23 protein-coding genes are annotated in these 25,690 nt (G+C 71.0%); 9 read left to right on the forward strand and 14 right to left on the reverse strand.

The features are described from left to right. Window positions 1-6 precede the first annotated feature (6 nt). Window positions 7-597: an isochorismatase family protein gene (locus JYK04_RS08755; protein WP_189734611.1), complete on the forward strand. Its 591-nt coding sequence runs from the start codon at window positions 7-9 to the stop codon at window positions 595-597. 20 nt (window positions 598-617) lie between these two features. On the opposite strand, the gene JYK04_RS08760 is transcribed toward JYK04_RS08755, so the two are convergent. Further along, complete coding sequence (locus tag JYK04_RS08760) at window positions 618-1,535, reverse strand: aminoglycoside phosphotransferase family protein (RefSeq protein ID WP_189734613.1); 918 nt, start codon at window positions 1,533-1,535, stop codon at window positions 618-620. A gap of 67 nt (window positions 1,536-1,602) precedes the next feature. Continuing rightward, window positions 1,603-7,464, reverse strand: coding sequence for a WD40 domain-containing protein (locus tag JYK04_RS08765; protein WP_189734615.1), 5,862 nt, complete (start codon window positions 7,462-7,464; stop codon window positions 1,603-1,605). A 156-nt stretch (window positions 7,465-7,620) separates the two neighbouring features. On the opposite strand from JYK04_RS08765, the gene JYK04_RS08770 reads away from it, so the two are divergent. Further along, window positions 7,621-8,811, forward strand: a complete 1,191-nt coding sequence (locus JYK04_RS08770) for an SLC13 family permease (RefSeq protein ID WP_229875051.1) — start codon at window positions 7,621-7,623, stop codon at window positions 8,809-8,811. Here JYK04_RS08770 and JYK04_RS08775 read toward each other — a convergent pair. The 11 genes from JYK04_RS08775 to JYK04_RS08825 all read right to left on the reverse strand — a co-directional run bounded on the left by JYK04_RS08775 (window position 8,808) and on the right by JYK04_RS08825 (window position 18,264). Continuing rightward, complete coding sequence (locus JYK04_RS08775) at window positions 8,808-9,635, reverse strand: inositol monophosphatase family protein (RefSeq protein ID WP_189734617.1); 828 nt, start codon at window positions 9,633-9,635, stop codon at window positions 8,808-8,810. The genes JYK04_RS08770 and JYK04_RS08775 overlap by 4 nt on opposite strands. Then, window positions 9,616-10,104 carry a hypothetical protein gene (locus JYK04_RS08780; RefSeq protein WP_189734619.1) on the reverse strand — a complete coding sequence of 163 codons (489 nt, stop codon included), beginning with the start codon at window positions 10,102-10,104 and terminating at the stop codon, window positions 9,616-9,618. The genes JYK04_RS08775 and JYK04_RS08780 overlap by 20 nt, the downstream gene beginning before the upstream one ends. 152 nt (window positions 10,105-10,256) lie before the next feature. Beyond that, a complete protein-coding gene (locus JYK04_RS08785; protein ID WP_189734621.1) occupies window positions 10,257-11,201 on the reverse strand; it encodes a hypothetical protein in 945 nt (314 codons plus the stop codon). 69 nt (window positions 11,202-11,270) lie between these two features. Then, the gene (locus JYK04_RS08790; protein WP_189734623.1) at window positions 11,271-12,017 is read right to left on the reverse strand and encodes a tyrosine-protein phosphatase; all 747 of its coding nucleotides are present in this window, start codon (window positions 12,015-12,017) and stop codon (window positions 11,271-11,273) included. 102 nt (window positions 12,018-12,119) lie between these two features. Further along, complete coding sequence (locus JYK04_RS08795; RefSeq protein WP_189734625.1) at window positions 12,120-13,613, reverse strand: IMP dehydrogenase; 1,494 nt, start codon at window positions 13,611-13,613, stop codon at window positions 12,120-12,122. A gap of 518 nt (window positions 13,614-14,131) precedes the next feature. Continuing rightward, complete coding sequence (locus JYK04_RS08800; RefSeq protein ID WP_189734627.1) at window positions 14,132-14,536, reverse strand: peptidoglycan-binding domain-containing protein; 405 nt, start codon at window positions 14,534-14,536, stop codon at window positions 14,132-14,134. Between the two features lie 47 nt (window positions 14,537-14,583). Continuing rightward, window positions 14,584-14,991 (reverse strand): peptidoglycan-binding domain-containing protein, encoded by a 408-nt coding sequence (locus JYK04_RS41100; protein ID WP_229875052.1) that lies wholly within the window; start codon window positions 14,989-14,991, stop codon window positions 14,584-14,586. 90 nt (window positions 14,992-15,081) lie between these two features. Next, the gene (locus JYK04_RS08810) at window positions 15,082-15,477 is read right to left on the reverse strand and encodes a peptidoglycan-binding domain-containing protein (RefSeq protein WP_229875053.1); all 396 of its coding nucleotides are present in this window, start codon (window positions 15,475-15,477) and stop codon (window positions 15,082-15,084) included. A 229-nt stretch (window positions 15,478-15,706) separates the two neighbouring features. Next, window positions 15,707-17,092, reverse strand: coding sequence for a sensor histidine kinase (locus JYK04_RS08815; RefSeq protein WP_189734631.1), 1,386 nt, complete (start codon window positions 17,090-17,092; stop codon window positions 15,707-15,709). Next, window positions 17,089-17,844, reverse strand: a complete 756-nt coding sequence (locus JYK04_RS08820) for a response regulator transcription factor (protein WP_229875054.1) — start codon at window positions 17,842-17,844, stop codon at window positions 17,089-17,091. Before JYK04_RS08820 ends, JYK04_RS08815 begins: the two co-directional genes overlap by 4 nt. A gap of 192 nt (window positions 17,845-18,036) precedes the next feature. Continuing rightward, window positions 18,037-18,264 carry a hypothetical protein gene (locus tag JYK04_RS08825; protein WP_189734633.1) on the reverse strand — a complete coding sequence of 76 codons (228 nt, stop codon included), beginning with the start codon at window positions 18,262-18,264 and terminating at the stop codon, window positions 18,037-18,039. Window positions 18,265-18,683: 419 nt separating this feature from the next. Here JYK04_RS08825 and JYK04_RS08830 point away from each other — a divergent pair, with 419 nt between their 5' ends. The 3 genes from JYK04_RS08830 (at window position 18,684) to JYK04_RS08840 (ending at window position 22,617) form a co-directional block, all read left to right on the forward strand. Then, window positions 18,684-19,517 (forward strand): DUF3800 domain-containing protein, encoded by an 834-nt coding sequence (locus JYK04_RS08830; RefSeq protein ID WP_189734635.1) that lies wholly within the window; start codon window positions 18,684-18,686, stop codon window positions 19,515-19,517. A gap of 737 nt (window positions 19,518-20,254) precedes the next feature. Beyond that, window positions 20,255-21,661: a helix-turn-helix transcriptional regulator gene (locus JYK04_RS08835; RefSeq protein ID WP_202186052.1), complete on the forward strand. Its 1,407-nt coding sequence runs from the start codon at window positions 20,255-20,257 to the stop codon at window positions 21,659-21,661. An 11-nt stretch (window positions 21,662-21,672) separates the two neighbouring features. Beyond that, entirely contained in the window at window positions 21,673-22,617 is a 945-nt protein-coding gene (locus JYK04_RS08840) for an NAD-dependent epimerase/dehydratase family protein (RefSeq protein ID WP_189734639.1), read from the forward strand. Here the strand turns inward: JYK04_RS08840 and JYK04_RS08845 are convergent. Further along, window positions 22,614-23,042, reverse strand: a complete 429-nt coding sequence (locus JYK04_RS08845) for a GntR family transcriptional regulator (RefSeq protein WP_189734641.1) — start codon at window positions 23,040-23,042, stop codon at window positions 22,614-22,616. The genes JYK04_RS08840 and JYK04_RS08845 overlap by 4 nt on opposite strands. A gap of 687 nt (window positions 23,043-23,729) precedes the next feature. Between JYK04_RS08845 and JYK04_RS08850 the strand changes: the two genes are divergently transcribed. Genes JYK04_RS08850 through JYK04_RS08865 form a run of 4 tightly spaced genes read left to right on the forward strand, consistent with a single transcriptional unit; the run spans window position 23,730 to window position 25,670 of the window. Continuing rightward, a complete protein-coding gene (locus tag JYK04_RS08850; protein ID WP_189734642.1) occupies window positions 23,730-23,999 on the forward strand; it encodes a DUF6284 family protein in 270 nt (89 codons plus the stop codon). Beyond that, window positions 23,996-24,274 (forward strand): hypothetical protein, encoded by a 279-nt coding sequence (locus tag JYK04_RS08855; RefSeq protein ID WP_189734644.1) that lies wholly within the window; start codon window positions 23,996-23,998, stop codon window positions 24,272-24,274. Before JYK04_RS08850 ends, JYK04_RS08855 begins: the two co-directional genes overlap by 4 nt. Next, a complete protein-coding gene (locus JYK04_RS08860) occupies window positions 24,271-25,335 on the forward strand; it encodes a hypothetical protein (RefSeq protein WP_189734646.1) in 1,065 nt (354 codons plus the stop codon). The genes JYK04_RS08855 and JYK04_RS08860 overlap by 4 nt, the downstream gene beginning before the upstream one ends. Continuing rightward, a complete protein-coding gene (locus tag JYK04_RS08865; protein WP_189734648.1) occupies window positions 25,332-25,670 on the forward strand; it encodes an RRQRL motif-containing zinc-binding protein in 339 nt (112 codons plus the stop codon). The genes JYK04_RS08860 and JYK04_RS08865 overlap by 4 nt, the downstream gene beginning before the upstream one ends. Window positions 25,671-25,690: the final 20 nt, after the last annotated feature.

The raw sequence follows: 25,690 nt of genomic DNA on the forward strand, positions 1-25,690 counted from the left end.
ATTTCCATGTCCAAGACGACCCTGCGCGATCTGAGCGGCCTCGACCAGGGCCCGGCGTCTGCGGCGGAAGCGACGCTGATCCTGATCGACTGCCAGAACACCTACACCCGGGGCGTGATGGAGCTGACGGGCTGGGAGGCCGCCCTCGACGCCGCCGCCGCGCTGCTCGCCCGGGCCCGTGCGGCCGGGGCGAAGGTCATCCATGTGGTCAACGACGGCGGCGAGGGGAGCCCGTACGACATCCGGGCCGAGATCGGCCGGATCCACCCCCGGGTGGCTCCCGTCGACGGCGAACCCGTGGTCGTCAAGACGGTCCCCAACGGGTTCGTCGAGACGGACCTCGGCGACCACGTCGACGCCGCCGGCCACAAGGACGTCATCCTCGCCGGGTTCATGACCCACATGTGCGTGGCCTTCACCGCGGAAGGCGCGTTCCTGCGGGGAAACCGGCCGACGGTCGTCGCGGACGCCTGCGCGACCCGGCCGCTGCGCACGCCGGTCGCCGAGGTGTCCGCCGAGCAGCTCCACCACGCCGCGCTCGCGACGATCGCCGATCTCTACGGGGTCGTCGTCCCGTCCGTCTCCTCCCTCGGCTGAGCCGGCGGCGGCCGGGCCGGTCAGCCCGCCGTCGCCACGAGCCGTCGCAGCGCGGCCCGGGCGGGTGGGCCCCAGGTGGGCTTGCCGCCCGGGCGGCCCCGGACGCCGGCCTCGCCGATGAGGATGCCGCCGAGGGCGCGCTGGACGGCCCAGCCGCGGGCGCGGCGCAGGGTCGCGTCGTCCGCGGTCGGCCGGTAGGCGGCATGGAAGCGGTCGGCGGCGCCGTCCGGCAGCAGGATCCAGGGGGCGGCGAGGTCGCAGGCCGGATCACCCGCGCAGAGGTCACCGAAGTCGATCACGCCGCAGAAGGTGCCGTCGGCGGTGAGGACGTTGGCCGGATGGAGGTCGCTGTGGAGCCACAGCGCCGGGCCCGCCCAGACGGGCGCGGCGACGGCGTCCTCCCAGACCGCGCGGACGGCGTCCGGGTCGGGGATCAGCCCCTGCTCGGTGGCCGAGGCCAGCCCCTCGGCGAACCCGTCGGCGACGGCCGCCAACGGCCCCCCGCGGCCGTAGTTGCCCACAGGTGCCCCGTCGGGGGCCGGTCGGTGAAGAGCCGTCAGGAAGGCGGCCAGCCCTTCGGCCGCGTCGGCGGCGTTCGTGGCCGGGGCCCGGTCGGCGGGCTCGCCGGGGACCCAGGTGGTGACGATCCAGGGACGCGGGAACCTCTCGGAGGGCTCGCCGATGCGCTGTGGGACGGGAACGGGCAGCGGCAGGGCCGGGGCGAGGGCGGGCAGCCAGGCGTGCTCCTTGCGCAGCAGCGCGTCCGCGGACGGCGTCGCCCAGGGCAGCCGGACGGCGAGGTCCTCCCCGAGCCGCCACAGCTGGTTGTCCCAGCCGCGGGCGCCGAACCGCACGGGGCGGTCCGCCAGGTCGGGGTGCTGGTCGCGTAACAGGTCCCGGACGAGCTCCGCGGTGACCTCGGTTTCGGTGTGCGTCATGCGGACCAACCGTAGCCGGGGCCGGCGTCCCGGCGGGGCCGTCGGGGCCGGCGGGCCCGTCATGGCCTCAGAGCTCCTCGCCGAGCGGCAGCCGGTGGATGCCCGGCAGGTACTCGTCGAGCTCCCCCGGGGTGAACCGGGACATGCCCACGACGTGCCAGAACTCACCGGCCACGTCGCCCTCGTACTTGTACCCGCCGGCCGGGGTCAGCGCCGCCCAGCCGCCCGCCATGCCCATCAGCGTCGCGCGCAGGGACGGCGGTTCGCCGTCCGCCGGGACGTTCCACAGCCGTACGGTGCCGTCCTCGGCGCCGCTCGCCAGGGTCGTCCCGTCCGGGGAGAAGGCGAGCGAGAGCACCCGGCCGGTGTGGCCGACGAGGTCGGTGAGGTGCTCGCCCGTCACGGCGTCCCACAGGCCGACGGCCCGGTCGTCGCCGCCGGTGGCCAGCAGCGGGCGGCCCGGGTGGGCGGCCACCGCCCACAGCCTGCCCCCGCGTCCGCGCAGCCGCTGATCCGCCTGCCCGTCCCGGCGGACGATGGCCGTACCGTCCCAGCTCGCGCTGGCGAGCCAGGCGCCGCCCGGGCCGTACGCGACGCCGTACACCCGGTCGGCATGTCCGCCGAGCTGCTCCAGGAGCTCTCCGCTCCTGGCGTCCCACACCCGTACGAAGCTGTCGTCGCAGCCGGTGGCCAGTACATCGGCGTCCTGGCGGAAGGCGATGGAGCGGACCCGGCCCCGGTGCTCGGTCAGTGTCGACACGGGGGAACCGGTGGGGCGGAACCAGACGCGTACGGAGTCGTCGTCGTTGGCGGTGGCGAGCAGGGTCCCGTCGGCGTTGAAGGCCTCCGCCCAGACGTGCTCGGTCTCGGCGTCGAGCTCCCTCAGGTACTCGCCGCCCAGCGGGTCCCAGAGGTACATGTCGCCGTCGTTGCTGGCCGTGGCGAGGATGGCTTCGAGGGGGCTGAAGGCCGCCGAGACCAGCCGGTCGCCGCGCCCGGTGAGCTCTTGCGTACGCCGGCCCGTGCGCGTCTCCCACAGCCGTACGACCCCGTCGTTCCCGGCCGTGGCCAGCTGTGCGCCGTCCGCACTGAAGGCGACACCGCTGATCCGGCGGCCGTGGCCGCGCAGGATGCGCTTGCCCTGGCCGGTGGCCGCGTCCCAGATCTGCGCGCCGCCGTCGTTTCCGACGGTGAGCAGTTGGCTGTCGCCGGGCCGGAAGGCGCATGCCCAGGCGGTGCCGCGGTGCTCGGTCGGCTGCTGGGGGTGGAGCACGATCGTGTACCCGTGGGGGCGCTCGGTGACCGTCCACAGCCGGACCGCGCCGTTGCTGTCGCAGGCCGCGAGGAGTTTCCCGTCGTCGCCGAAGAGCACCTGGTAGACGGCACCGGTGCCCCGTTCGAGGATTCCGGCGGGCGTGCCGACCACCGGGTCCCAGAGCCGCACCTGGCCGTCGGTGTCACCGCTGGCGAGGAGGTTGCCCCCGGGGTGGAAGTCGAGGACGTACACCCGGCCGGTGTGGCCGGTGAACTCGTGCAGCAGCCGCGCGTCGGCCGTCCGCCAGATCCGCACCGTGCCGCCCTGCCCGGGCGCGCCCCGGTCGGCGGTGGCGAAGAGGGTCCCGTCGGGGCTGAACCGGGCACGGTAGACGGCTCCCTGGTGCCCGTCGATCTCCCGGACGCAGTGCCCGGTGTTCAGGTCCCAGAGCCGTGCCTTCGCGCCCGCGTCCCCGGTGAGCAGCAGGCCGTCCGGTCCGTGGACCGCGGTGTAGACGGGTGCGGCGTGACCCGGCATCCGGTGCACGGGTTCGCCGGTGGCCGTGTCCCAGACCGTGACCAGGCCCTCGCGGTCGCCGGTGGCGAGCAGGGTGCCGTCCGCGTCGAAGGAGACCGGCCACACGCCGTCGGGGTGGACCCGCAGGTGGTGGCGGCAGGCGCCGGTCACCGGGTCCCAGAGCCGGACCGCGCCGTCGGAGCCGCCGGTGGCGATGACGCCCGGCCGGAACTTCACGGCGTACACGCGGCCTTCGTGCCCCTGGAGGGTGCGCACGGCCCGGCCGTCGTCGGCGCCGCAGACCAGGACGGAGCCGTCCTCGCTGCCGACCGCGAGGAGTTCGCCGTCGCTGCTGTACGCGATGGGTTCGGGGAGGCGGCTGGTGCGCATGCCGAAGCCGTACGGGACCCCGACGGCGGAGGGCCGGAACCCGGCGTCCACGGGCATCCCGGGGGCGATCGCGGCGGTCCCGAGCTCGGGGGCCGAGCGCACCGCGTCGTCCATCGTCGTGTCGATGAGCGCGGCCCGGTGCCAGCGGCTGCCGGTCAGCAGCGCGCCCCGCAGATCGGTCCGGGTCAGCCGGGCCCGGCTGAGGTTCGCGCCGGTCAGGTCGGCCCGGCTCAGGTCGGCCCGGTCGAGGCGGGCGCCGGTCAGCCGGGTGCCCCGCAGCAGCGCGCCGGAGAGGTTGGCGCCGATCAGCCGGGCGTCCGTCAGATCGGCGTCGGTGAGGTCGACCCCGGAGAAGTCGCGGTGCGAGAGGTCCTCGCCGGCCAGCCGGGCGCCGCGCAGGTCGGCGTTGGCCGGTACCCGGAGCCGGTCGGAGATCCGGACGGCGTTGGCGCGGGCGGCCTCGCTGACGGCGCGCCCCGGGGAGTCGAGGACCTCGCGCACCCAGCGGGCGCACTGCTCGTGGTCGGCGAGGTCGCAGAAGAACTCGACGGCGAGCTGGCTCAGCGGGCGCGCGAGGAGCAGGGTGTGCTGTCCGCGGGCGAGCTGGCGGGCGGCCTCCCGCGCCACCAGCCATTCGATGACGGAGCCGTGGATGAACTGGAAGACCCCGTCGTCGCTGCGGACCAGCAGGCTGCCCGCGCCGACCGCCTGGGCGCGCTCGGAAGGGGTGAGCGGGGACTCGGTGAGTTCGCTGAGGGTGTCGGCCACGGTCTCGGTGAGCTCGTCGAGCCGCAGGGCGCTGCGGCCGCTCTCCCACAGCCGCCAGGCCAGCGCGGTGACCGCGGCCCACAGCTGGTCGACGGTGAGTCCGGGCGGCGCGCCGGGCCCGCCCTGGCCGCGCCGTTCCTCGTGGTCGAGCCAGGAGGTGAACACGTCCTCGTACAGCCGGGCGGGGCTGAGCGCCCGGCCCGCTCCGGCGACCGCGCGCAGCTGGTCCTGGCTCAGATCGGCGACGAAGGAGAGCAGCCGGGGATTGCGGCAGAGCATCAGGAGGTCGGGGATGTTGCGCAGGAGCTGGTAGCGGCGGTCGGCGGCGCGCTCGTCGCCGTAGCTGCGTACGAGGTAGGAGCGGATCTGGGCGGGGGTGAAGCCCTCGACGGCCAGGATCCTGCGCTGCGGGAGCAGGCCGACGCGCTCGCCGAGCGCGGTGAGGACCTGGGCGTGCGACTTGAAGTGCTGGGTGCGGCTGCTGACGACGATCTTGGCGTGGTCCACGGCCGCGTCGAGGAGGACCTGGAGGTGGTCGGCGGCCCGGTCGTAGCTGACCCGGTTGACCAGTTCGTCGAAGCCGTCGAAGAGCAGGACGACGCGGCCCTGGGCGAGCATGTAGCGCAGGGCCCGCAGGTCGATGGTGTCGACGTCGTGGCCGGCCAGATGCGCGGCGACCAGGCCTTCGAGGCTGTGCGCCCGGTCGAGGGAGTTGAGCGGGATCAGCAGCGGGGTCAGGTGCGGGAGCTGTTCGGAGATGCGCCGGGCGAGCTCGCGCAGCGCGAAGGTCTTGCCGTGTCCGAAGTCGCCGAGGAGCAGGACGAACCGGCCGTGGTCGGACTCCAGGAGTTCCAGCAGCTCCTCGACGAGTCCGTCGCGCTCCTGGCCGTCGGGGCGATCGGCGTCGCGGTAGCGCTGGGGGAGGTAGAGGCCGGGGGCGTACTGCTCGCTGCTGCTGAGCCGGGCCGTCTGCGCGGCGACGTAGCCGCGGAGGTCGAGCAGGCCCTGGAACTCGATGAAGCTCCGGACCCGGACCCGGACGCCGTGGGCGGCGGCCCGCCGGCGCAGCCCGCCGGCCGGGGCGTCGCCCGCGTACACCAGGACGGCCTCGGAGCCGGTGTCGGTCGCGTGCACCTGGGCGATGAAGCGGTCGAGTTCGTCCTCGGTGGGGCTCCCGGGGTGGACTGCTATGCGCTGCTGCTGGACGACGCCGTCCTCCTGCTCCTGCCAGGTGGCCATGATCTGCACCATGTCGCCCGGTTCACGGCGCGGGACGTCGCGCAGCCGTACGCCCTCCCGGCGCACGCGGCAGATCTCCTTCACCCGCTCGGCGAGCGCGGCCGCCGGGTCGTCCAGGGGAGCCCGGCCGCCGGCCCGCTCGACGTTGATGACGGCGGGCAGTTCCGGTACGGGGAAGACCCGGCGGGTCTGCCGCCATGCGGCGGGGAAGGTCTCGGACGCGGAGGTGATCCGGTCGTCCCAGCGGGTCACTCCCTCCGCGCCGACCTGGAGCAGCTGGAACCTGGCGGGGGCCGCGGAGCCGAACAGGGGCAGCTCACCGGCGCCCCCGGACGCCGCGGAGGCCCCTGAAGCCCCTGAAGCCCCGGCGAGCTGGGTGCGGCTGGGAGCCGAGGTGGTGGTGCGCGGGCCGCCGGTCGGCCCGTGCAGCAGCAGGTGCAGCCGCGGGGCGGCCAGCCGGGCGAAGGCGTCGGCGTCCCGCAGCCCGCCGGGGCCGCCGACCGCGTCGCCGGGGCGGCGGCCGTCGGTGAGCGGGTGGCGGAGCGCGCCGATGCGCAGCCAGCCCTCCTCCTCGTACCGGCGCATGGCCTCGGCGAACCAGGCCGCCTGGTCGCGGCCGATGAAGCCGTACTGCTCCTCGGGGCGGTGGCTGTAGGCCATGGAGGAGTTGAATCCGGCGACGACCGTGCTCAGTTCGGGCACCGGGAAGAGGGTCCAGGGCTGGTCGCTGTCGAAGACGGTGTCCAGGCCCTGGTAGAGGCCGCGGAACAGCCGGGTGTAGTGGCGCCATTTGGGCCAGTACGGCGGCTGCGGTGCCACCTCGTCGGCCTCGCAGGTGTGGAAGTAGGCCTGGGACGCGGCCTGGTTCACGTCCTGCGCGCCCGGTACCACCATCACCCGCTGGGGGGACAGGTCGAGCTGGGAGCGCAGGGCGGTGAGGAAGCTGAGGGCCTGGTCGCATTCGCGCGGGCTGCCGGACGCGGTGAGGTCGCCGGTGACCACCATCAGATCGGGGGCGGGTGCCCCCGCGTCCCTGAGCATGATGAGGTCGCCGCGGATCTGCCGGCTGAGCGAGTCTGGTTCGCGGCCGCGCCCGAAGTCGGGCCCGGCCAGGTGCAGGACGGTCACGGTGTCCTGGGCTCCGTGGCCGGCCGCGGCAGCCTGCGGGTAGAGCGGCGCCCTGACCGGCCGCCGGCGCCCCGACCAGCCGGGGCCGGCGAGCGCGCTCGGCTGCGGGTGGCCCGGGTTGGGCTGCTCCGGGTGGCGGACGGGTCCCGGACCGCTCCCCGGGAAACCGGGACGGCGGCCCGGCCGGGCATGGCCGTCGACGGCCTGCCCGACCCGGTTCAGGAGCAGGGAACGGGCCACGTCGATGTCCGCCACCCCGACGAGGTCGACGTAGGTGATCGTGGCGAGGAGTCCCTCGATCGGGATCTCGTCCACCCGGACGGTCAGCAGCCTCCGTTCGGGCGACTCGGGCGAGGCCCGGAGCGCGGCCTGCCATTCCATGCGACCGTAGGTGGAACGCTCGTAGTGGCGGGACAGGACGGCGATGACCGCCACGGACTCGCTGACCCCCCGGTCCATGAAGTCTATGAAGTTGGTCCCCGGCACGAAGTCCCAGGCCTGCACCACCGTGCGGTAACCGGCTTCCTCCAGGGTCCAGGCGATCCATGCGGCCCATTGTTCGTCTGCCGGGGAGTAACTGATGAAGAAGTCGAACTCTCTTGCGGGAGCGCCGAATTGCCCGTCCGTCATCATGAGTCCATCGTAGGGCCGTGCCCCCGGCCGAGGGATTGTCCCGTCAAGGACGGGGTCGTCTCCCGCGGAGCGCCGGACACCCGGCGCGGGCGGGCCTGTCCGGTTCCTTCCGCCCCGTCTGATGCCGGGGCGTGTGTATGTGCGAACCTGTTCGCCGTGTCTTTCCTCAGGCGTCTGCATCCACTGGACTGGCTGGCCGGCGGCCTGCTCGCACTCGGTGCGCTGTGCGTCGCCACGGGCCTGCTGCCCACCGGACCCGCCTCGGACGTGCTGGAGCGCATCGGTCCGCTGGTGGTGTTCCTGGCCACCGTCATCGTCCTCGCCGAGCTGACCGGCAAGGCGGAGGTGTTCGACGTCGTCGCCACCTGGGTGGCCCGGGCGGGGCGCGGCAGGTACCCGCTCCTCTTCTGTCTCTGCGTGCTGTTCGCGTCCGTCACCACCATCACCCTCAACCTGGACACGACGGCGGTCCTGCTGACCCCGGTGATGCTGGCGCTGGCGACCCGGGTCGGTATCGCGCCCGTACCGCTGGCGATGACCACGGTGTGGCTGGCGAACACGGCCAGCCTGCTGCTCCCCGTGTCGAACCTGACGAACCTGCTGGCCGCGGACCGCATCGCGCTGACCCCGTCGGAGATGGCCGCCACCATGTGGGCGCCGCAGCTGGCCGCCATCGCGGTCACGATGGCCTGCCTGTGGGGCTTCTACTGGCGCCCGGGGCGCCGCGGCGAGACCCGCTACACTCCGCCGCCCCTGCCGCGTCCCGCGGACCCGGTCCTGTTCCGGGTGAGCGCGGTGGCGTGCGCCGGATTCCTGCTGGCGATCCTGCTCGCCGATGTGCCGCTGTGGTCGGCGTCGATGGGGGCCGCATTGATCGTGGTCGTGGCCTTCTGGGTGCGCGGCCGGGAAGCGCTGCGCCTGTCCCTGATCCCCTGGCGGCTCCTCGTCCTGGTTCCGGGGATGTTCCTGGTCGTGGAGACGGTCAACGCCCACGGGCTGCACGACATCCTCGCGGCGGCGATGGGCTCCGACAACGACCTCGTCGGAATGCTGAGGTCGGCGGCGGTCGGCGCGGGCTTCTCCAACGTACTGAACAACCTCCCGGCCTACCTGGCGGGCGAGGCGGCGATCCCGGTGGCCAACCACGAACAGCTGCTCGCCCAGCTGATCGGCGTCAACGTGGGGCCGGTCATCACGCCGTGGGCCTCGCTGGCCACCCTCCTGTGGTTCGAGCGGTGCCGCTGGCACGGCACCCGGATCGGCCTGGGCCGCTTCTTCGGCACGGGCGCCGTACTGGCGGTGGCGGGCACCGTGGCGGCGACGCTCGCGCTGGCGGCCACCACCTAGGTGGTGGTGACGGACCCCACCTCGCCCAGCAGGTACGCGAGCGTCTCGCCGCGGGCCGCCACGAAGCTGCGTCCGGTGTCGGCCCCGGCGAAGCCGGGTCTGAAGGCCGCCCCGGACAGCGTGCGCAGCTCCACGCCCGCTTCGGCCGCGAGCAGCGCCCCGGTCGGCAGGTCGACGCCCTCGGCGCGGTAGCCGACGAAGGCGTCGATGGTGCCGCGCGCCAGCAGGCTCCAGCCGAGCAGCGGCGCCCACAGCTGCAGGACGCGCCTGCAGCGCAGCTCCAGCACCGTGCGCAGGCCCACCGCGGTCACGTCGCCCCGTTCCACGGCGTACCCCTGGGTCCATGCGACGACGGGGCCGGGGCGCGGCAGGGTCGGGCCGGGGCCGGGCAGCGCGCCGGACGGCCCGTGGGCTCCGTACCCCCGGACCGCGTGCCAGGTCTCCCCGGTCACCGGTTCGTGCACCACGCCCATCACAGGGGTGCCGCCCAGGCACAGCCCGATCCCGACCGCGTAGGTGGGCAGCCCGATCACGACGTTGTTGCTGCCGTCCAACGGGTCGACCAGCCAAGTCCGTTCGCCGGCCGCGTCGAGGAGCCCGGCCTCCTCGGACAGGATCCGGTCGTGCGGGAAGTGGCGCTGTATCCGGCTGAGCACGAGCTTCTCGGCGGCGAGGTCGAGGTCCATCTGCACGTCCCCGGTCCCGCCCTTGGTCCGTACGCACCGCGCCGTGCCGAAACGCCTGCGCAGCAGGCTGCCCGCCTCCTCCGCCGCGGCGACGGCGACCTGCCTCTCGTGGTCGAAATCAGGCCCACTGCTCGGCATCGATCCTCCTGAGGACGGTGTGGACGCTGCGCACGGTCTGCGCGGTGTCGCACAGCCGGCGGGTCGTGCGGCGCGGTCGCCCGTCGAGCGGGCCGAGGGAGAGGTCGAGCTGCCCGGGGATCGACATGCCGTGCACCAGGGTGGCCGCGGGTTCCACCCCTTCCAGTGCGGTGGCGTGGAACTCCCCGGCCGCCAGGGTGTACGTCTCCCCGCCCGCGCTGATGTGGGCGGGGCCGGGCTCGCTCCGTACCAGGAGGGAGGTCGGCCGGATCTCGTCCACGCCGTCGCTCCCGCTGAACACCTCGAAGACCCGGTGGGTGGCACCCTCCTCGCCGTCCCGCACCGGGCTCGTGCGTACGGGCAGGTTGGCCACGCGTCCGTACAGCACGCGGCTGCGCAGTTCCCAGCTGTGGGCGTGCATCGGTGACGCGTCCGGATCGGCGCGGTTGCCGATCTCGAAGAGATGCACGCAGATTCCGCGCGGACCCTCTCTCAGCAGTGGCAGGCAGAGGAATCCGAGGGGATGACGGACAGCATGTAACTCCCGGGTCCCGGAGGCGATTTCCTCCAGGGTGACGAGAGTGCTTTCGAGCTCTCGGTCCATGGGCGCGCCGGAGCGCATCACCTCCTGTAGGGGTCCTCCGCGTGCAGGGCCTTTTCGATGATCTTGCCGATGTCGCTGTCGGTGAAGACGCGCGGCAAGGGCAGCCGCAGGTCGTCGAAGAGCGTCCGCACCTCGTCGACCGTGGGCTCCTGGCCGAGCGGGGAGGCGACGCGCAGATCGAGCACGGTCGCCTGCTCGCGGCTCTGGTGCAGCTCGGTCACGTAGTAGTCGTAGAGCGGCTGCCCGCGTTCCACCAGCAGGTTCACCCGGGACTGGTCGTCCTGGGTGATGACGAGGCAGGTCTCGGACAGGTCGAAGCGCAGGGTCGGCACGGCCGCCGACAGGTGCACGCTGATCTCCAGCGTGGTCAGCTGCCGCTGGTACCAGCAGGCGGCGAGGACGGTCGCGTACGACTCGCGGCGGACCCGGTCGGTGGTCCACACGTCGTCGCCGCGCCGCTGCCCGCCGAACATCTGCCGGAACCGGGCGTACGCGGCGCAGGCCCGCTCGTCGGCCGGATTGACGATGTCGATCTTCACATTGAGCTGCGAGCGCTGTTCCTTCGCGGCGGCCACGCACAGGGGCAGGGTGACCGCCCGCAGGTAGGTGCCCGTACCCCCCTTGAAGTACCAGAGGTTGGTGTGCTGCCGGGCCTTGCGCAGTGCCTCGCCGACCTCGTTGCCGGAGAGCGAGCGCACCATCGCGAGGTCTTCCAGGGCCTGCCGGGTCCCGCTCATCGCCTCCTGGATGGTCGCGGGCCGGCGCACCCGCTCCACGATCGACCCGGTCGCGAGGAGGCCGAGCACGACGAGGGTGGCGCCGGAGGAGACGTCGTCACTGATGACGTCTCCGAAGATGTCGAGGAGTCCGACCGCCATCGCGATGCCCAGGGCGACCACGACGTCGGCGTTCCGCAGGACCCAGGCAACGAAGCGTTCCAGCCGCCCTACGTGCGCTGCCATGAACGCACCCCCCTCCCCCGCCCGTGTTCCGATGGTAGGAGACGTGCCGGTGGCGCCACCAGAGCGACTTCACGTCGCGCGGGCGCCTTCGCCGGTCAGCAGGCGGGAGCGCAGAAGCCCGGCGGTGCGCTCCGACAGGCCGACCCGGTCCGTGAGGTAGCCGTGCACGGATCCGTACCGGGCTTCCAGGTCCGCGAACACCAACTCCATGATCACGGCAGGGGCGCGGCCGTAACTCGGCCACTTCATGACCCGGCCCGGGTTCGCGGCCCGCCAGTCGGCGGCGAGCCGCTCGGTGGCCAGCTCGGTGAGTGCGAAGTCGGCGAGGACGTCTGCCCGTTCCACCCCGAGCAGGGTGAGCAGGAAGGCCCCGATGAGCCCGGTCCGGTCCTTGCCCGAGGTGCAGTGGAAGACGAGGGGGCCGGGCGCCTGCGCCAGCTCCTCCAGGACCTGCCGGATCTCCTCGGCCCCGTCCTCGGTGACCTCGGCGAACCGGTCCGCGAGGTACCGCCAGGGGTCGGTGTCCGGGTCGATCTCGGCCTGGTCGTAGGGGCGGTGCTCGATGCTCAGGTTGACGTAGCGGAACCGCTCCGCCTCGGGCACCTGCCCCTTGGCCTCGATCTCCCACGGATACCGCAGGTCGATCACGGTCCCGATCCCGAGCCCCAGGAACCGCTCCCAGTCGGCGCCCGCCAGCTTGCCGAGCGAGTCGGCCCGGTACACCGTCCCCCACCGGACGGTCCGCCCGTCGGCGGACCGGTATCCGCCCAGGTCCCGGAAGTTGTGCAGACGCTCGAACTCGACGTGCCGCTTCATCGGATCTCTCCCCCGTCTTCGGACTCCTTGCCGAACAGCATGCCGCAGGGCTGCTGTTCGTTCGTGATCACGTCGGCACGACGAGGCCCGGGGCCGGTCGGATCAGTCGGCGGAGTCGATGGCGGGCTGGCGCAGCTGCACCTCGGCACCCGTCTGCTTGAACGACTCCGCGGACACCGGAACCAGCACCGCATCGCGGTGGAAGTCCCGCAGGCTGGTCGACCCGCAGCTGATCATCGTCGAGGTGAGCTTCGCCCGGGTCCGCTCCACGTTGTCGTACAGGCTGCCGGCGTAGGGCACGTAGCCGTCGACGCCCTCTTCGAAGACCATCTGGCCGCGCTGGCCGTACCGGGCCGCGTTCTGCGCGCGCCGCGAGCCCTCACCCCAGTACTCCTTGTACCACTGGCTGCCGATCTGCAGCTTCCGCGACGGGCTCTCGTCGAGCCGGGCGAAGTAGCGGCCGAGCATGATGAAGTCCGCCCCCATCGCCAGCGCCATCGCCATGTGCGAGTCGTTGAGCAAGCCGCCGTCGCAGCACAGCGGCACGTACACACCGGTCTCCTGGGCGTAGGCGTCGCGCGCCTGGACCACATCGAGCAGCGCGGAGGCCTGTCCGCGGCCGATGCCCTTCTGCGCCCGGGTGGTGCAGATGGCCCCGCCGCCGATCCCGACCTTCACGAACGCCGCGCCCGCATCGGCCAGGTAGCGAAAGGCCCTGCCGTCGACGACGTTCCCCGCGCCGACGAAGACGTCGTCCCCGTACTCCTCGCGGGCGAATTCGAGGGTCCTCGCCTGGTACACGGAATAGCCGTCGGAGGAGTCCAGGCACAGCACGTCCGCGCCGGCCTCGGTCAGGGCGGGAATGCGGTCCTTGAAGTCACGGGAGTTGATACCGGCACCCACACGCAGACGCTTTGCGCCGTCCACCGTCGCCCGGTGATACGTCTTGTGTGCCTGATAGTCCTTCTTGAGGACCAAGGAGACGACGCGGCCGTCCTCGAGCACCGGCAGAACGTCCAGATGGTGCTGCCAGATCAGCTCGTTCGCCTCGGACAGGGAGACCGAGGCGGACGCGGTGACCAGGCCGGCGCGGCCCCGCATCCGGTTGCCGGCGGTTTCGCAGGCCCCGTGACGCTCCAGGTGGAAGTCGTCGAGGCTGATGACCCCCAGGAACTCGCCGTCCGCGTCCCCGCTCCGCGTGACCACCGCCACGCCCTGCTCGGCCTCGGACAGCAGCCGGGCGACCTCACCGAGAGGCGTCTGCGGCGCCACGGTGATCTCGCTGCTCCGGAAGCCGGCCTTGTGCCGCTTCACCGCCAGCACGTCCGCGGCCTGGTCCTCGATCTCCTGATTCTGGTGGATGAACGACAACCCGCCGACCTGCGCCAGTGCCACCGCCAGCGTCGGTGACGACACCGCCTGCATGATGGCGCTCACCATGGGCGTGGCAACCCGGATCCTCGGCTCCTCACCGACCCGGTGACGCACCAGCGGCGCCCCGAGATCCACTTGGTCCGGCGTGCAGTCTTCTGTGGTCAGGCCCGGGATGAGGAGGTATTCGCTCAGCGTACGAGAAATCTCGGGGAGGATTTTCACATTGTCTCCAGCAAGGAGCCTGCGGCCGATCAACGGCGGATCGGCGAGGCTCGTACGGGCAGTGCGGTTCGATGCCGACCGGTGGCGCACCATCGGAAGAGTGCGCTCTGGAGATCCTCAGAGCGGGCGCACCCGGCAGGGCAGTGCTCGCATGCGCGGCCGAATCGGCGGCGAAGGCATGGCAGACCCGGATCCTCCGCGCGGTGCTGCACAGGCGCTGACTTCCATTGCGCCATACGTGATCTTACCGCACCGCCCGTGTACGGCTCGTCGCCACGCGAACCTCGAAGTCGGCTTCGCCTCCCCGTACTTGGCCGCTACGACCCGACCGTACGCAGCCCCGCCGAACGGCCCTGGGCCGTCTCTTACGGATCTTGTCGGCCGAGCCCGCGGCGTCCGGTGCCGTGGATGGCAAGGCGGAGGAGCGCACCGTGTACTGGACGTACTCGGGCGCTCCGACAACGCGGCCAGGTGCGGTGCCGGGCGTCGCGGGCCCGGCAAGATCCGGAAGAGACGGCCTAACCCTCCGCGGCGGGGATGAGGTATCCCCAGGTCTTGATGCCGACGATGCCGTCCGGGCCGCCGGTCTCCCGCGGGTACTTCGACTGGAACCGCAGCACGGCCGCCTCGGTCTTGGGGCCGAAGGAGCCGTCGATGAAGGTCGGGGCATCGGCGGAGTCGACGAACGCCGTGCGGACCAGAGCCCACTGGAGCGCCCGCACGCAGTCGCCCGTGGAACCCCTGGCGAGGTCCACCGCCGGGACGGGCCAGCCGTTGGACGCCCAGCGCGTGCCGACCTGGTTCGTGCACGCCTCCAGGTAGCCGGACCGGGCCGAGGCCTGCGGGGCGGCGAATCCGGCGGCCATGAGCAGCGTCGCGCCCAGGACTCCGACGCGGGTGGCCGTACGCCTGATGGTGTTCATGCCAGGGGTTCCTTTCGTTGAGACGGAGGGTGTGCCGGGCGCCCGGACTAATCGAAGTAGACGGTGGCGATCAGGTGGTGCCAGGTGTAGCGCCCGACCACGCCGTCCGCACCGCCCATGGTCGAGGCGCTGCGCTGGAAGTTCACCACCGCGTTGTACGTCTTGGGACCGAAGCTTCCGTCGACGAAGCCGGGCTGGTCCTCGCTGCGGACCGCGCCGGCCTCGAGCAGCTCCTCCTGGAGTTCCCGTACGCACACCCCGGACGAGCCCTTGGCGAGCACCACCGTGGGGATCTCCCAGGCCATGTAGTACTCGGAGCCGTAGGCGTTCTTGCACGCCTGCAGCTCGTTGCCCCAACTGGCCTGGGCGGTGGGGGCGGTGACCAGCAGCGTGCCGACGGCGGACGCGGCGAGCGCGAGGGCCGCCAGAGGGCGGATGCGGCGCGACGAGGACATGGGAAAGCGTCTCCTGGCGAGGGGGAAGAGAAACGGAAGGGAAGGGAAGGGAAGGGAGTGCGGAAGACAGTCGCGGGCAGCAGGAGGGGCTCAGCCCGTCAGGAGCTTCTCCCAGGTCCGCGGGCCGACGATGCCATCGGCTTCGAGGTTGTGGGTGCTCTGGAACCTGCGGATGGCCGAGTTGGTACGAGCGCCGAAGACGCCGTCGACGAAGTTGCCGCCGCTCTGCTCCCACGAGGTCAGGCCGTAGTCCGCGACGAGCTCCTGGAGTCCGGCGACGCAGACGTCGGAGTCGCCCTGGGAGTAGTTGTACCGCGGGATGTTGTAGCGCCCGCTCGGGGAGAGGCGCGTGCCGTACGTGTCCTTGCAGATCTTGTACGAGGAGTCGTCCGCGTGGGCGACCGGCGCGGAGACGAGCAGGGCGCCGGTGGAGACCGCGGCGAGGAGGAGCGAGGTGACGCCCTTCCCGGGGCGGGAGATGCGCATGTCGAAAGAACCTTTCGCTGGTGACCTGGTGGCATCGAAAAGCTGCCACACGGAGCGCTGCGGCCTCCCGCGTCCCATCCACCCGGGACGCGAGGGACGAGCGTCCGCCCAGCTCAGACGCACTTTCCTGGGGGCGTCCCAGGGACGTCCCGTGGCTCGGGGAACTGCCGAAGCGACAGGCCGAGCCGCCTCCGGCGGAGACGGCACGCTCCGGTCCCCGCCGGGCCGTTCAGAACGCCAGCCGGAACAGCGCGCCGCCGCCCGGGGCGGCCTCCGCCGTCAGCTCGGCTGAGTGCGCCCGCGCGATCTGCCGGGCCATGGCCAGTCCGAGCCCCGACCCCGGCAGGGCGCGGGCCGCCCCGGCCCGGTAGAACCGGTCGAAGACGTGCGGCAGGTCTTCCGGCGAGATCCCCGGGCCGTGGTCACGGACCGTCAGCTCCGGTCCCCGGCCCGGGACGCCCGCCACCAGCTCCACCTCGACGGGCAGCCCGCCCCGGCCGAACTTGGCCGCGTTGTCGAGCAGGTTCCCCAGCAGCCGGCTGAGTCGCGCCGGTACCCCCGGCACCACGACGGGCTGGGCCGGGACCCGTACGTGGAAGGGCACGGCCGGCCAGTGCGTCCGCGCCGCCTGCGCGCAGTGCTCCACCAGCGCACCCAGCCGGACCTGTTCCACCAGTGGCTGCGGCTCTTCGTCGCGGGCCAGCTCGATCAGGTCGTTGACCAGACCCGTCACCTCGCGCAGCTGCCGCCCGAGCGCGGCCGAGGCGCGCTCGCGCTGGTCGGGGGTGAGCCGATCGGCCCGGGCCAGCAGTTCGGCGTTGGTCCGCAGGGCCGTCAGCGGGGTGCGCAGTTCGTGGGAGGCGTCCGCGACCAGTTGGCGCTGCGCGGCGATCGACTGTTCGAGCTCCCCCAGCATGGTGTTGAAGCTCGTGGCGAGCCGGGTGATCTCGTCCTCCCGCCCCGGTGGCGGCAGTTCGATCCGGTGCCGTGCGTCGCGGGTGGCGGCGATCCGCTCGGCCGTCGCGGTGAGCCGGGCGACCGGGGCCAGGCCGGTCCGCGAGACCCAGTACCCCAGCACGGCGGCCAGCAGCACGCCGATCACCGCCGTCAGCACCAGCCACTGGGCTGCTTCGGTGATGCCGTCCTCGACGGTGTCGGCCCGCAGGGCCACCTGGAGGGCACGCCCCTTGGCGTAGTCGGTGGTGAGCATCCGGGCGGGATACCCGGCCACCGTGATGTTCGTGTAGTAGGGGGCCTGCCGGCCCGCGGCGACCTCCCGCGCGGCCGGATCCACGGGCAGCAGTCCCGGGGTTCCGGGGTCCTTGGCCGGGTCGGCGGCCACCACTTCCGCGCAGGCGGGAGCCGCCAGGAACCGGCATTCCCCGGCCAGTGTGCCCGGCGCGTCCCCCGGATTGCGCTGGGCGGCCAGCCGCGCGGACTGGGTGAGGCTGAGGTCGAGCTGCTCGTAGAGTGCGGACCGGACCACCAGGAACGCCGCCGCGCACACCCCGACGGCCACGAGGGCCACGGCGGCGGTGACCGACAGCGCCAGCCGGGTGCGCAGGGGGCCGCGCCTGCGCCAGACCCGGCCGAGCCGCCGGCGGCCGCCGCTCACGCCGCGTCCAGCCGGTAGCCGACCCCGTGGACGGTGTGCACCAGCCGGGGCTCGCCCGCGGCCTCCAGTTTCCGGCGCAGGTAGCCGACGTAGACGGCGAGGGAGTTGGAGTCCGGACCGAAGTCCCGTCCCCACACCAGTTCGAGGATCAGCTCCCGCGGGAGGACTTGGCCGGGGTGGCGCAGGAGCAGTTCGAGCAGGGCCGCTTCGGTACGGCTGAATTCCAGCGGCCTGCTCCCCCGGCGCCCGGTGCGGGTCGCGGGGTCGAGGACGAGGTCGGCGAAGCCGAGCGGGGCGGCCGCGGGGCCGGCGGGTCCGGGCGCGGCCCGCCGCAGGAGCGCGCGGACCCGGGCGACCAGCTCGTCCAGGGCGAAGGGTTTGACGAGGTAGTCGTCGGCGCCCGCCTCCAGCCCGTCGACGCGCTCGCTGACGGAGTCGAGGGCGGTCAGGACGAGGACGGGGGTACGGTCGCCCAGCGCCCGCAGCTGCCGGCAGACTGCGAGGCCGTCGAGTACGGGCATCATCACGTCGAGGACGACCGCGTCGGGCTCCCAGGCCGCGACCTGGGAGAGGGCCGCGAGCCCGTCCGGGGCCCCCCGTACCTCGTACCCCTCGATCGCCAGTCCGTCCTCGACGGCTGCCCGCACCTCGGGCTCGTCGTCGACGACGAGGATGCGCTGCCTACCCGCGCCGCCCGTGCCGCCTGTACTGCGCGTACTGCGCGTACTGCCTGTGCTGTCCGTGGAGCTCATGCGGCAAAGCCTGCCAAAGGCTTCTGAGAGAACCTCTTAGAACGTTCTTAAGTCGGGGGAAAGAAGGGGCTGAGGAAGCGGCCTCGCGGAGCCCTTCCACCCCAAGGGTTCCGGCTCCCCACTGTCCACGACAGTCCAGGCAGATCCGCCTTGCGCTGCCTCCGGTGGCTCCCCGATTGGCTCCCCTGGCCCTCACGCATCGGGCCGCTTCCACACCTCGGGACCGCCTCCCTCCCAGGTGATCGGCCCGTCCTCGCTCAGGTCCACGTCCTCCAGGCCGGCGCGACGCAGGAACTCGGCAACGTCCCTCGGCGTGTGCGCACGCCCCAGGTCCACGTCCACGCCGAGCGCATGAACGGTGACCTTCCGACCGCCCTTCGGCGACACTGGATGCACGATGATCTCCGTCTGATCCGACACGCCCCCAGCCTGCCGCGCCAGCGCCGGTCCAGCACCCCGAGCACGCCGTCCGGCCGACGGCGTGTGCGAGGTTCCACACCAATACCCGGCCAGGCGCTCCCCAGGTTCAGTCGGCTCTCAGAGGGCTCTCGTGTGTGAGGCAGAACCTCGCCTGACCTGCGTGAATTGCTCGACACGCGGAAGCAAGAGAGGCGGCACGCAAGAGCGTAAAGTTGACAGCGCCTCGGAGTCGGCTAGGCTAGGCATCAGCTGGTAGGACTGCCAACGCGGTTCCGAGCAGCAGGATGGGACTGCCAACGCGGTGCCCGATTAGCTGCACTGGCTAGTGAATGTAACGAAAAGCGGGTCCTACGGGGCCCGCTTTTTCGTTATCATGAGCTGAATTTTCGTTGGCTGGGGATGGGGGCAAATTGTATCTCTTGTTCGTCGATGAATCCGGCACTCACGGCGGAAGCCACGCTTTTGTTCTAGGCGGCATAGCAATTCATGAGCGCGACGCGAGGAAACTGCACAAGCTACTCGACAACGTCGTCCAAAAGGCCGTAAGAGGTCCCAACCTCAACGCCGAAGAATTTGAGCTGCACGTCTCAGAAATGAAGAATGCTAAGAAGCCTAAGCAGAAGACTTCGAAGCCGCAGAAGGTGAGTAACTGGGCTCTGATTCCACGCCCCGACCGCCTCGCTTTGCTAGAACAGGCGTATGGGATCATCAAGGATTTCCGCCCCACGCAGCCAACCCTCCCGATGGCACTCTTCGGCGTAGCGGTTGATGCAAACTTTCGCAGCGGATGGCGTGCCGCGGAACGTGAGGCGTTTGCCTACGAAGTCCTTCTAAATAAATTCGACGTGATGCTGAAGCGAAATCGCTCAGAGAACGGTGGCGATGATCTCGGGTTGGTCATCCATGACCGCCGCCTTGTGGCTGAACGGGACATTCAGGCATGGACGCGCGAGTGGCGGAGAGCAGCCGGCACTATTGGTCAACTCAGAAATCTTGCAGACGTGCCACTCTTCGCTGATTCGAAGGCAACGCGCCTGATCCAGGTGGCGGACCTCGTCTCTTACGCGATCTGGAGGCACTACTCTCCAGACCCCCCTAAGGAAGACTATATTGAGCATCTCTGGGAGGTTTTCGATAAGAAGGCGGAACAGATGTGCGGTATGGTCCATTACACGCCCTCCTACGGGAGCGGTACCTGTACATGCCGCTCGTGTGGCGGCCGCCTCACGGCAGAAGCAATGAAATTCGCCTAGGTGGTCGGTCGGCTACTCCGCGGCGAACACAGCCTGCCCTGCTGCCATCCCCTCTGCCGTCGACCCACACGGAGTGATAGCAGCCCAGGCTTCTGGGGCCCAGGTGGAGATCTCTGCTGGGCGAACTGAAGCGTCGTCTGCTATGGCTTGCCTGGGGCGACGGCAGGCGGGATAACGCCACCCCACAACGAACCGGTTGGCAGACGCAGGACGGACACCTTGTATCACGGAGTCTGAGCGCCCCCACCAGAGGCATCGATCTGACCGGCAGCCAGCACATCAGAGGAGACTCACCCCATCAGGCCCTTAGCCATGTTGGCGAGCGGGGCGGAGACAGGAGCGTATGCCCGGGGCGATGGGCGCGCGACGCCGTGCCGTGCACGGCGGAAGCGCCCCTTGATGACTTGGAGAAACTCCTGCCAGCGTGGCAGGTAAGGGTCCGGTCTGGCAGCAGGCCGTACAACCGAGTTGCTCAGCAGTGCCGTTAGAGTCGCTGCCTCCCTTGAAGGGATCAGAAGCTGATGACCGTTGCACCGTCCACGCCGTCCCTGTGCACCAGGTGCGGTACAAAGTTGAGCCGCGGAAACACCGACACCGTGTGCAGCCCCTGCCGCCGTGCTGTCGGTCCGAAAACATCGAGCAGGCCCTCGCGCACCGTATCGACCGACGCCGAGCCGCACTGGCTCGCTAGTGACACCGAGCGGAGCGCCCCTCCGGACGGCTCGAACCTGGCCGACGTGCTCAAGGCGTATCGAGCGCTCCACAAGCTCAAGCAGCAAGATCTCGCCGACTTGCTCGGCTACGACCAGTCGTACGTCTCCTTACTCGAACGCGGCAAGCGCAACATTCGGGACATGGTCGAACTTCGCAGGCTTGCCCACGCCTTGGCCTTGCCTGAAGAAGAGCTTGGCCTGCTACCGCCGGCCGAGGCCGTCGTGACGGTCGGGGCGTCTGCTGGCGAAATGGGCGAGCGCAGTCCGCTCGCAGCCGTGGATGACCAGCGGCGATGGCGCATGACACGCCGCGAGCTCAACCGGCACCGGGCCGACCTCACGAAGGCCGCCGCCCGGCTGTACCCGGATGTCTCCCGAGCGGGCAGCAGTCCGGTGCTCACCCGTGAGTCATGGATGTGGCCCGAGCCGGTCGACTTCGCGGACATCGAGCTGGCTTGGCTGACGCAGACCAACCCGCCGGAAGTCAGCGGCCGGGAGAAGGAGTCGGAAGGGGTTCGGCCGCTCGCGCCGCACGGTGCCAAGTTCGATCGCTATACGCAGGCCATCCGGATGATCGACCGACCGTCCCTCTTCGTGAACCGGCCGAGCTTTCGGCTGCTCGATGTGGCCCAGACGGAAGGCCGCCCCAAGCTGTCGTTCGGGTACACGACGTACTTCGACATGGCCGATGTCTGTGAGGGGGTGGCTCACGAGCTGGCGAGTGCGTGGTTGAAGACTGGCAGCGATCCCGCATGGATCGGTGACCCGAGTTGGGCGGAACTCCCGTTCCGATCGCTGGTCGGGGACCCGTTCGATCTCACGCACCGGCCGTTGCTGCCATCCATCGACACCCTGACCATTCGTCTCGGTCCCGATGGCGCGTCGTTCCCACTTCATCACCGGTCCGCAAGCAACGTCGCTCTTGCCGGTGGGACGTACCACGTCATGCCGGCCGGGGTGTTCCAGCCGTCCTCAGTCATGCCCTGGGACCAGTCGAACGACTTCAACCTCTGGCGCAACGTACTGCGCGAGTACGCCGAGGAGTTCCTCGGGGACCCCGAGGCAGACGGGAGCAGCGGCGAGCCGATTGACTACGAGGCCACTGAGCCCTTCCGGACGCTGAATCAAGCCCGCCGCGAGGGCAAGGTGCGTCCCTACTGCTTCGGGATCGGCCTGGACCCGCTCACTCTGGCGGGCGAGATCCTCAGCGTGGTGGTCATCGACGCCGACGTCTACGACTCCGTCTTCGCCGGCATGGTGTCCAGGAACTCAGAAGGCGCCGTCGTGGCTGGTAGCCCTGGCAGCAGTAGCGCCGGAATTGAGTTCACCGAGTCCAACGTCCGGCGCTTGCTGGACAATGAACCTTTGGCGTCCGCTGCCGCGGCGTGCATCGATCTGGCGTGGCGGAACCGCGGACTCATCCTGGGCTGAGAGGCAGATCAGTGCGCGTACTTGTGACCGGAGCCTACGGATTCGTAGGCAACGCGGTTGTACGACGGCTTGTCGAAGCAGGCCACGACACCGTAGTCCTCACGCATCGGCCGGCCGATGCCCCCCTGCCAGAACTGCCGATATCCGAGGTCTTCCGCGGTGACATCCGCGATCCGAACGCTCTGGCCGCAGCTCTCGATGGCGTCCAGGGCGTGTGCCACCTCGCGGCCCTCACCCGCGTTCGCGAGTCTTTCGAGCGTTCGGAGGAGTACCAGGCGGTCAACGCCGGTGGCACGGTGACGCTGCTCGACGCGCTTGCCTCTGCCCGCGCTGGCTCGAAGGTCCCGACGGTCGTCCTCGGCTCCACAGCAGCGATCTACGGGGCACCCGAGCGGCAGCCCATCGGTGAGGACACTGTGCCCGCTCCGAGCAACCCCTACGGCACGTCGAAGCTGGCCGCCGACAGGGCGCTTCAGGCGCGGGCAGAGAAGGGCGAAATCGAGGCTGTGAGTCTGCGGTGCTTCAACATCTCGGGCTCGGTCAACGGAGTGGGAGACGCGGATGAGAGCCGGATCATCCCGAAGGCCGTGGCGGTGGCAGCCGGCCGCTATCCGCACCTCGAAATGAACGGCGACGGTGCGGCGGTCCGGGACTTCGTACATGTCGATGACCTGGCGCGCGCATACGTGTTGGCCTTGGAGGCTCCCGCCTCTGCCTCCTTCCGGGCCTACAACGTCGGCGCGACCCCGGCGAGCATGCGCGAGATCGTGGCTACGGTCGAACGGGTATCGGGTCGGGAAGTGCCCGTTGTGCACCGTCCGCCGCAGCCCGAGCCGCCGCGGCTGGTGGCGGACATCTCCAGGATTACGACTGATCTGGGTTGGAAGCCGGAGTGCTCCAGCTTGGAGCGGCAGGTCACCGACGCCTGGTCGGCTGTCTCCGACAGCAGTCGCTAAGACTTGGCCAAGCGGTCCTTGATGCTTTCCGGCAGGTCGGCGAACGCCTCCCGCCAGCGCTCAAGGGCCGCTTCGCTGTTCGCCGAAGGGGGCTCGGTCTCGCTCATGGCATCGCGTAGGGCTGCTTCGAGTACCGTGCCTGCCTGCAGCAGCGGCAGAGCCCAGTCCGCCACCCCGCGCGAGTGGTCTGAGAGGCGGGGCGGGAACTGCGCGAAGACTCCCTTGCCTTGGTGGCCGACCACGTACCCCTCCGCGCGCAGCAGCGACACCGCGTTCTTCACCACGGTGCTTGAGGCTCCGGAACTTTCGATCAGCTCCTGTGCCGACGGCAGCGCAACGCCGTCAGGGATCTTGCCGCTGCGAATGCGTTCCCGCAGGTCATCAGCCAGCTGAAGGTATGCCGGCTGCCCTCGGAACTCGGTCATCGGGGTCTTCCTTCAGTCGGGGGTGTTGTACCTAGTACACCAGTCTCTTCGCATCCATTCCCTGTGGGGAGGGGCGAGCCACTTGCCAACATGGTGCACTAGGTGCACCATGTTGTTCGTAGGGCAGCGAGCAGTCGGCAGCCCCCATATGACAAGCCGTCATTCGATTCCGGAACACCGTACGGACAGGCTTGTCGCAAGACAGGGCGCCCCGGCAACGGTGGCGCAGTCACCAACGAACCACTCATGAGGGGCCTTCTTTGGGCTGCTCTGAGCTGCGCAAATGCACCGCACACAACTCCACAGCGTGATCCACCGCAGCAACACGGCCGTGACCGCACCGGCCGATGCGAGTGGAGACCAGCCGACTGAGAACGGGCCCGCGTCACAACCGGTCCCCACGCCCCGAAGGGGTGGCACGCCATCGGCTCTAAAGATCCGCACGGCCAGACATTTGGCTGCCATGACCCCCGGGGACTCGGACCGCCCCCGGATCGAGCGGCGCCGTGCGAAGCCCAGTCCGACTACTCACCAACGACCACGGTCGCCGGCGCCCGGCCATGCACCCCAGGCGTCGGCGGCCGTGGCTGTTCGTGGATCTGCGCAGCCACTTCAAAGGCGTGCGGCCCCGGTGCTGGAACACCGGGGCCGCTTCGAGCCGTCCACCTGCTAGGGAGAACACGACTCATGAAACACATCGTCGCACGTCACGACGCTGTTACCCCGTGGTCCGACGACCTGGAGCCGTCGGACGCTGAGCTGAACGTGATCGAGTGGGAGATGCCGCTGATCCTGGCGGAGGTCGACCTGCTCGACGCGCAGATCATGGTCTTGGACCGGCCGGTCACGGTGCTGGATGAGCGTCGGATCCGCCGGGCCCGCCGCAGGGTGCTGGCCGTCCGGCGGTCGCTGACCAACCAGGCCGCCGCGGCGAGCGTGCCGGGCGGTGCCGCATGAACGAGCGCACCGAGAGGGCCGCCGTCGCGGATCTGCTGTCCGCGATCGTCGCGGCGCTGGACGTGCCGCTGCCGGCGCTCGCCGAGGCCGATGAGCGCGCCTACCACCGGATTCTGCAGCGCCGCGCGAGTGACGTGCGGATCGTGCTTCGCGTGATGCTCCGCCATCGGGGCGACGGCGACCTGTGGGAGAGCGCGAGCGAGATCCGGCACCGGACCGCCGAGGAGCCCGTCTCGTACACCCCGTTCGTCTTCAAGGACGGGAGCACCTCATGACCGGCCACGACGCACCCGCTTCCCGCAGGCCTTTGTCGAGGGCCCAGAAGGTGGTTCTGGCCTCGGCATTCGTGCCGATGCTGGCTACCGGTGTCGCGGGCGGTGCGGGCACGTTCAGCAACATCAGCCACGCCTACGGGGCCGGTACGGCTCTGGGTGCGGTGGCGGCCGGTGAGGGCGCCACCGCCGTTCTGGCGCTGGTTCTGCTCGGCCTCACGATGCTGGGGCAGTCCGCTCCGGGGGTGGTCCGGCTGGGCCTGTGGGTCCTGCCGGCCGCGGCCGCGGTCATGGCCGCGACCGCCGCCCCGGACCCGGGGCGGACCGTCATCTACGCCGTGACCCCGATGGGCATGTGCGTCTCCGCCGAGGGCATGGCCTTCCTGGCCCGCCGGATCGTCGTCCACACCGACGGCCGCGACGCCGAGGCCGAAGCCAGGGCCGCCGCCGTGGTGCAGCAGCTGGCATATCACCGGGCGGTCGCGGCGAACCACCCCGACGCCAAGGTGCAGGCCCGGTCGGAGCGCACGTCGTGGAAGCTCGCCCGGAAGGTCGGGACCGGTGACCTGTCGCTGGGGTCCCGGCTCCTGGACGTGCAGCGCGAGCGGATCACCGACGGCGCGGACGCAGCCCTGGCCGGCATGTTCTCCCTCCCCGTCACACCCGCCGTCACACCGGATGCCACCGCCATCCCGATCGAGGGGGTGGAGCAGGTGGAGCTGGAGCGCGTCACACCGGGCCGTGACGCCGAAGACACGCAGGTCACCGGCCGTGTTGCGGAGCTGGTTCCGGGGAGCGTCACGGACGAGTCGCACCCGGGCGTCACGCCCGTGACGCTGGACGAGGTCGCGGCCGTCGCGGGGGTCCCGGTCCCGCACCCCACCGAGACGCTCACCGACGAGCAGCTCCTGGTGGTGCTGCGGCACCTCCGGTACTCCACCGACCCGCCGATGTCCTACCGGCAGGCCGCCACCGCATTCCGCGACGCCGGATTCGTCGGCGGCGAGAAGCGCGTACGCACCGCCTGGGGCGCCCTGATGTCCCAGGAAGAGAACGCCACATGAGCACCCTGCCCGTCTACCGGTGGCGTCTGGCCCCCGACGGGCTGGCCACCCGCCGGCAGCTCCGCTCCCTGGGGCTGCGGCCGGGCGGCCAGGACGTCGTCGCACAGCTGGAGCGGCCCCGCCGACGGCGCGGGCCGCTGGTCGCCTACCTGTACCGGATCGACCGGGCCCGGCCCGTCCGGCCGATGACCGCCCGGCGGGCCGCGGCCCTGGCGAAGGCGAACGCGGCCCGCCGCTGGTGCCCGGCCTGCTGCCGCGATGCCGGGTACGTGATCCCGGCCTCGCTCGGCATGTGCACCCCGTGCGCCTACCCCGAAGCACAGCACCCCGCCTGACCTCCCGAGGAGACATCCCC

The sequence above is a fragment of the Streptomyces nojiriensis genome (assembly GCF_017639205.1).
Lineage (GTDB): Bacteria > Actinomycetota > Actinomycetes > Streptomycetales > Streptomycetaceae > Streptomyces > Streptomyces nojiriensis.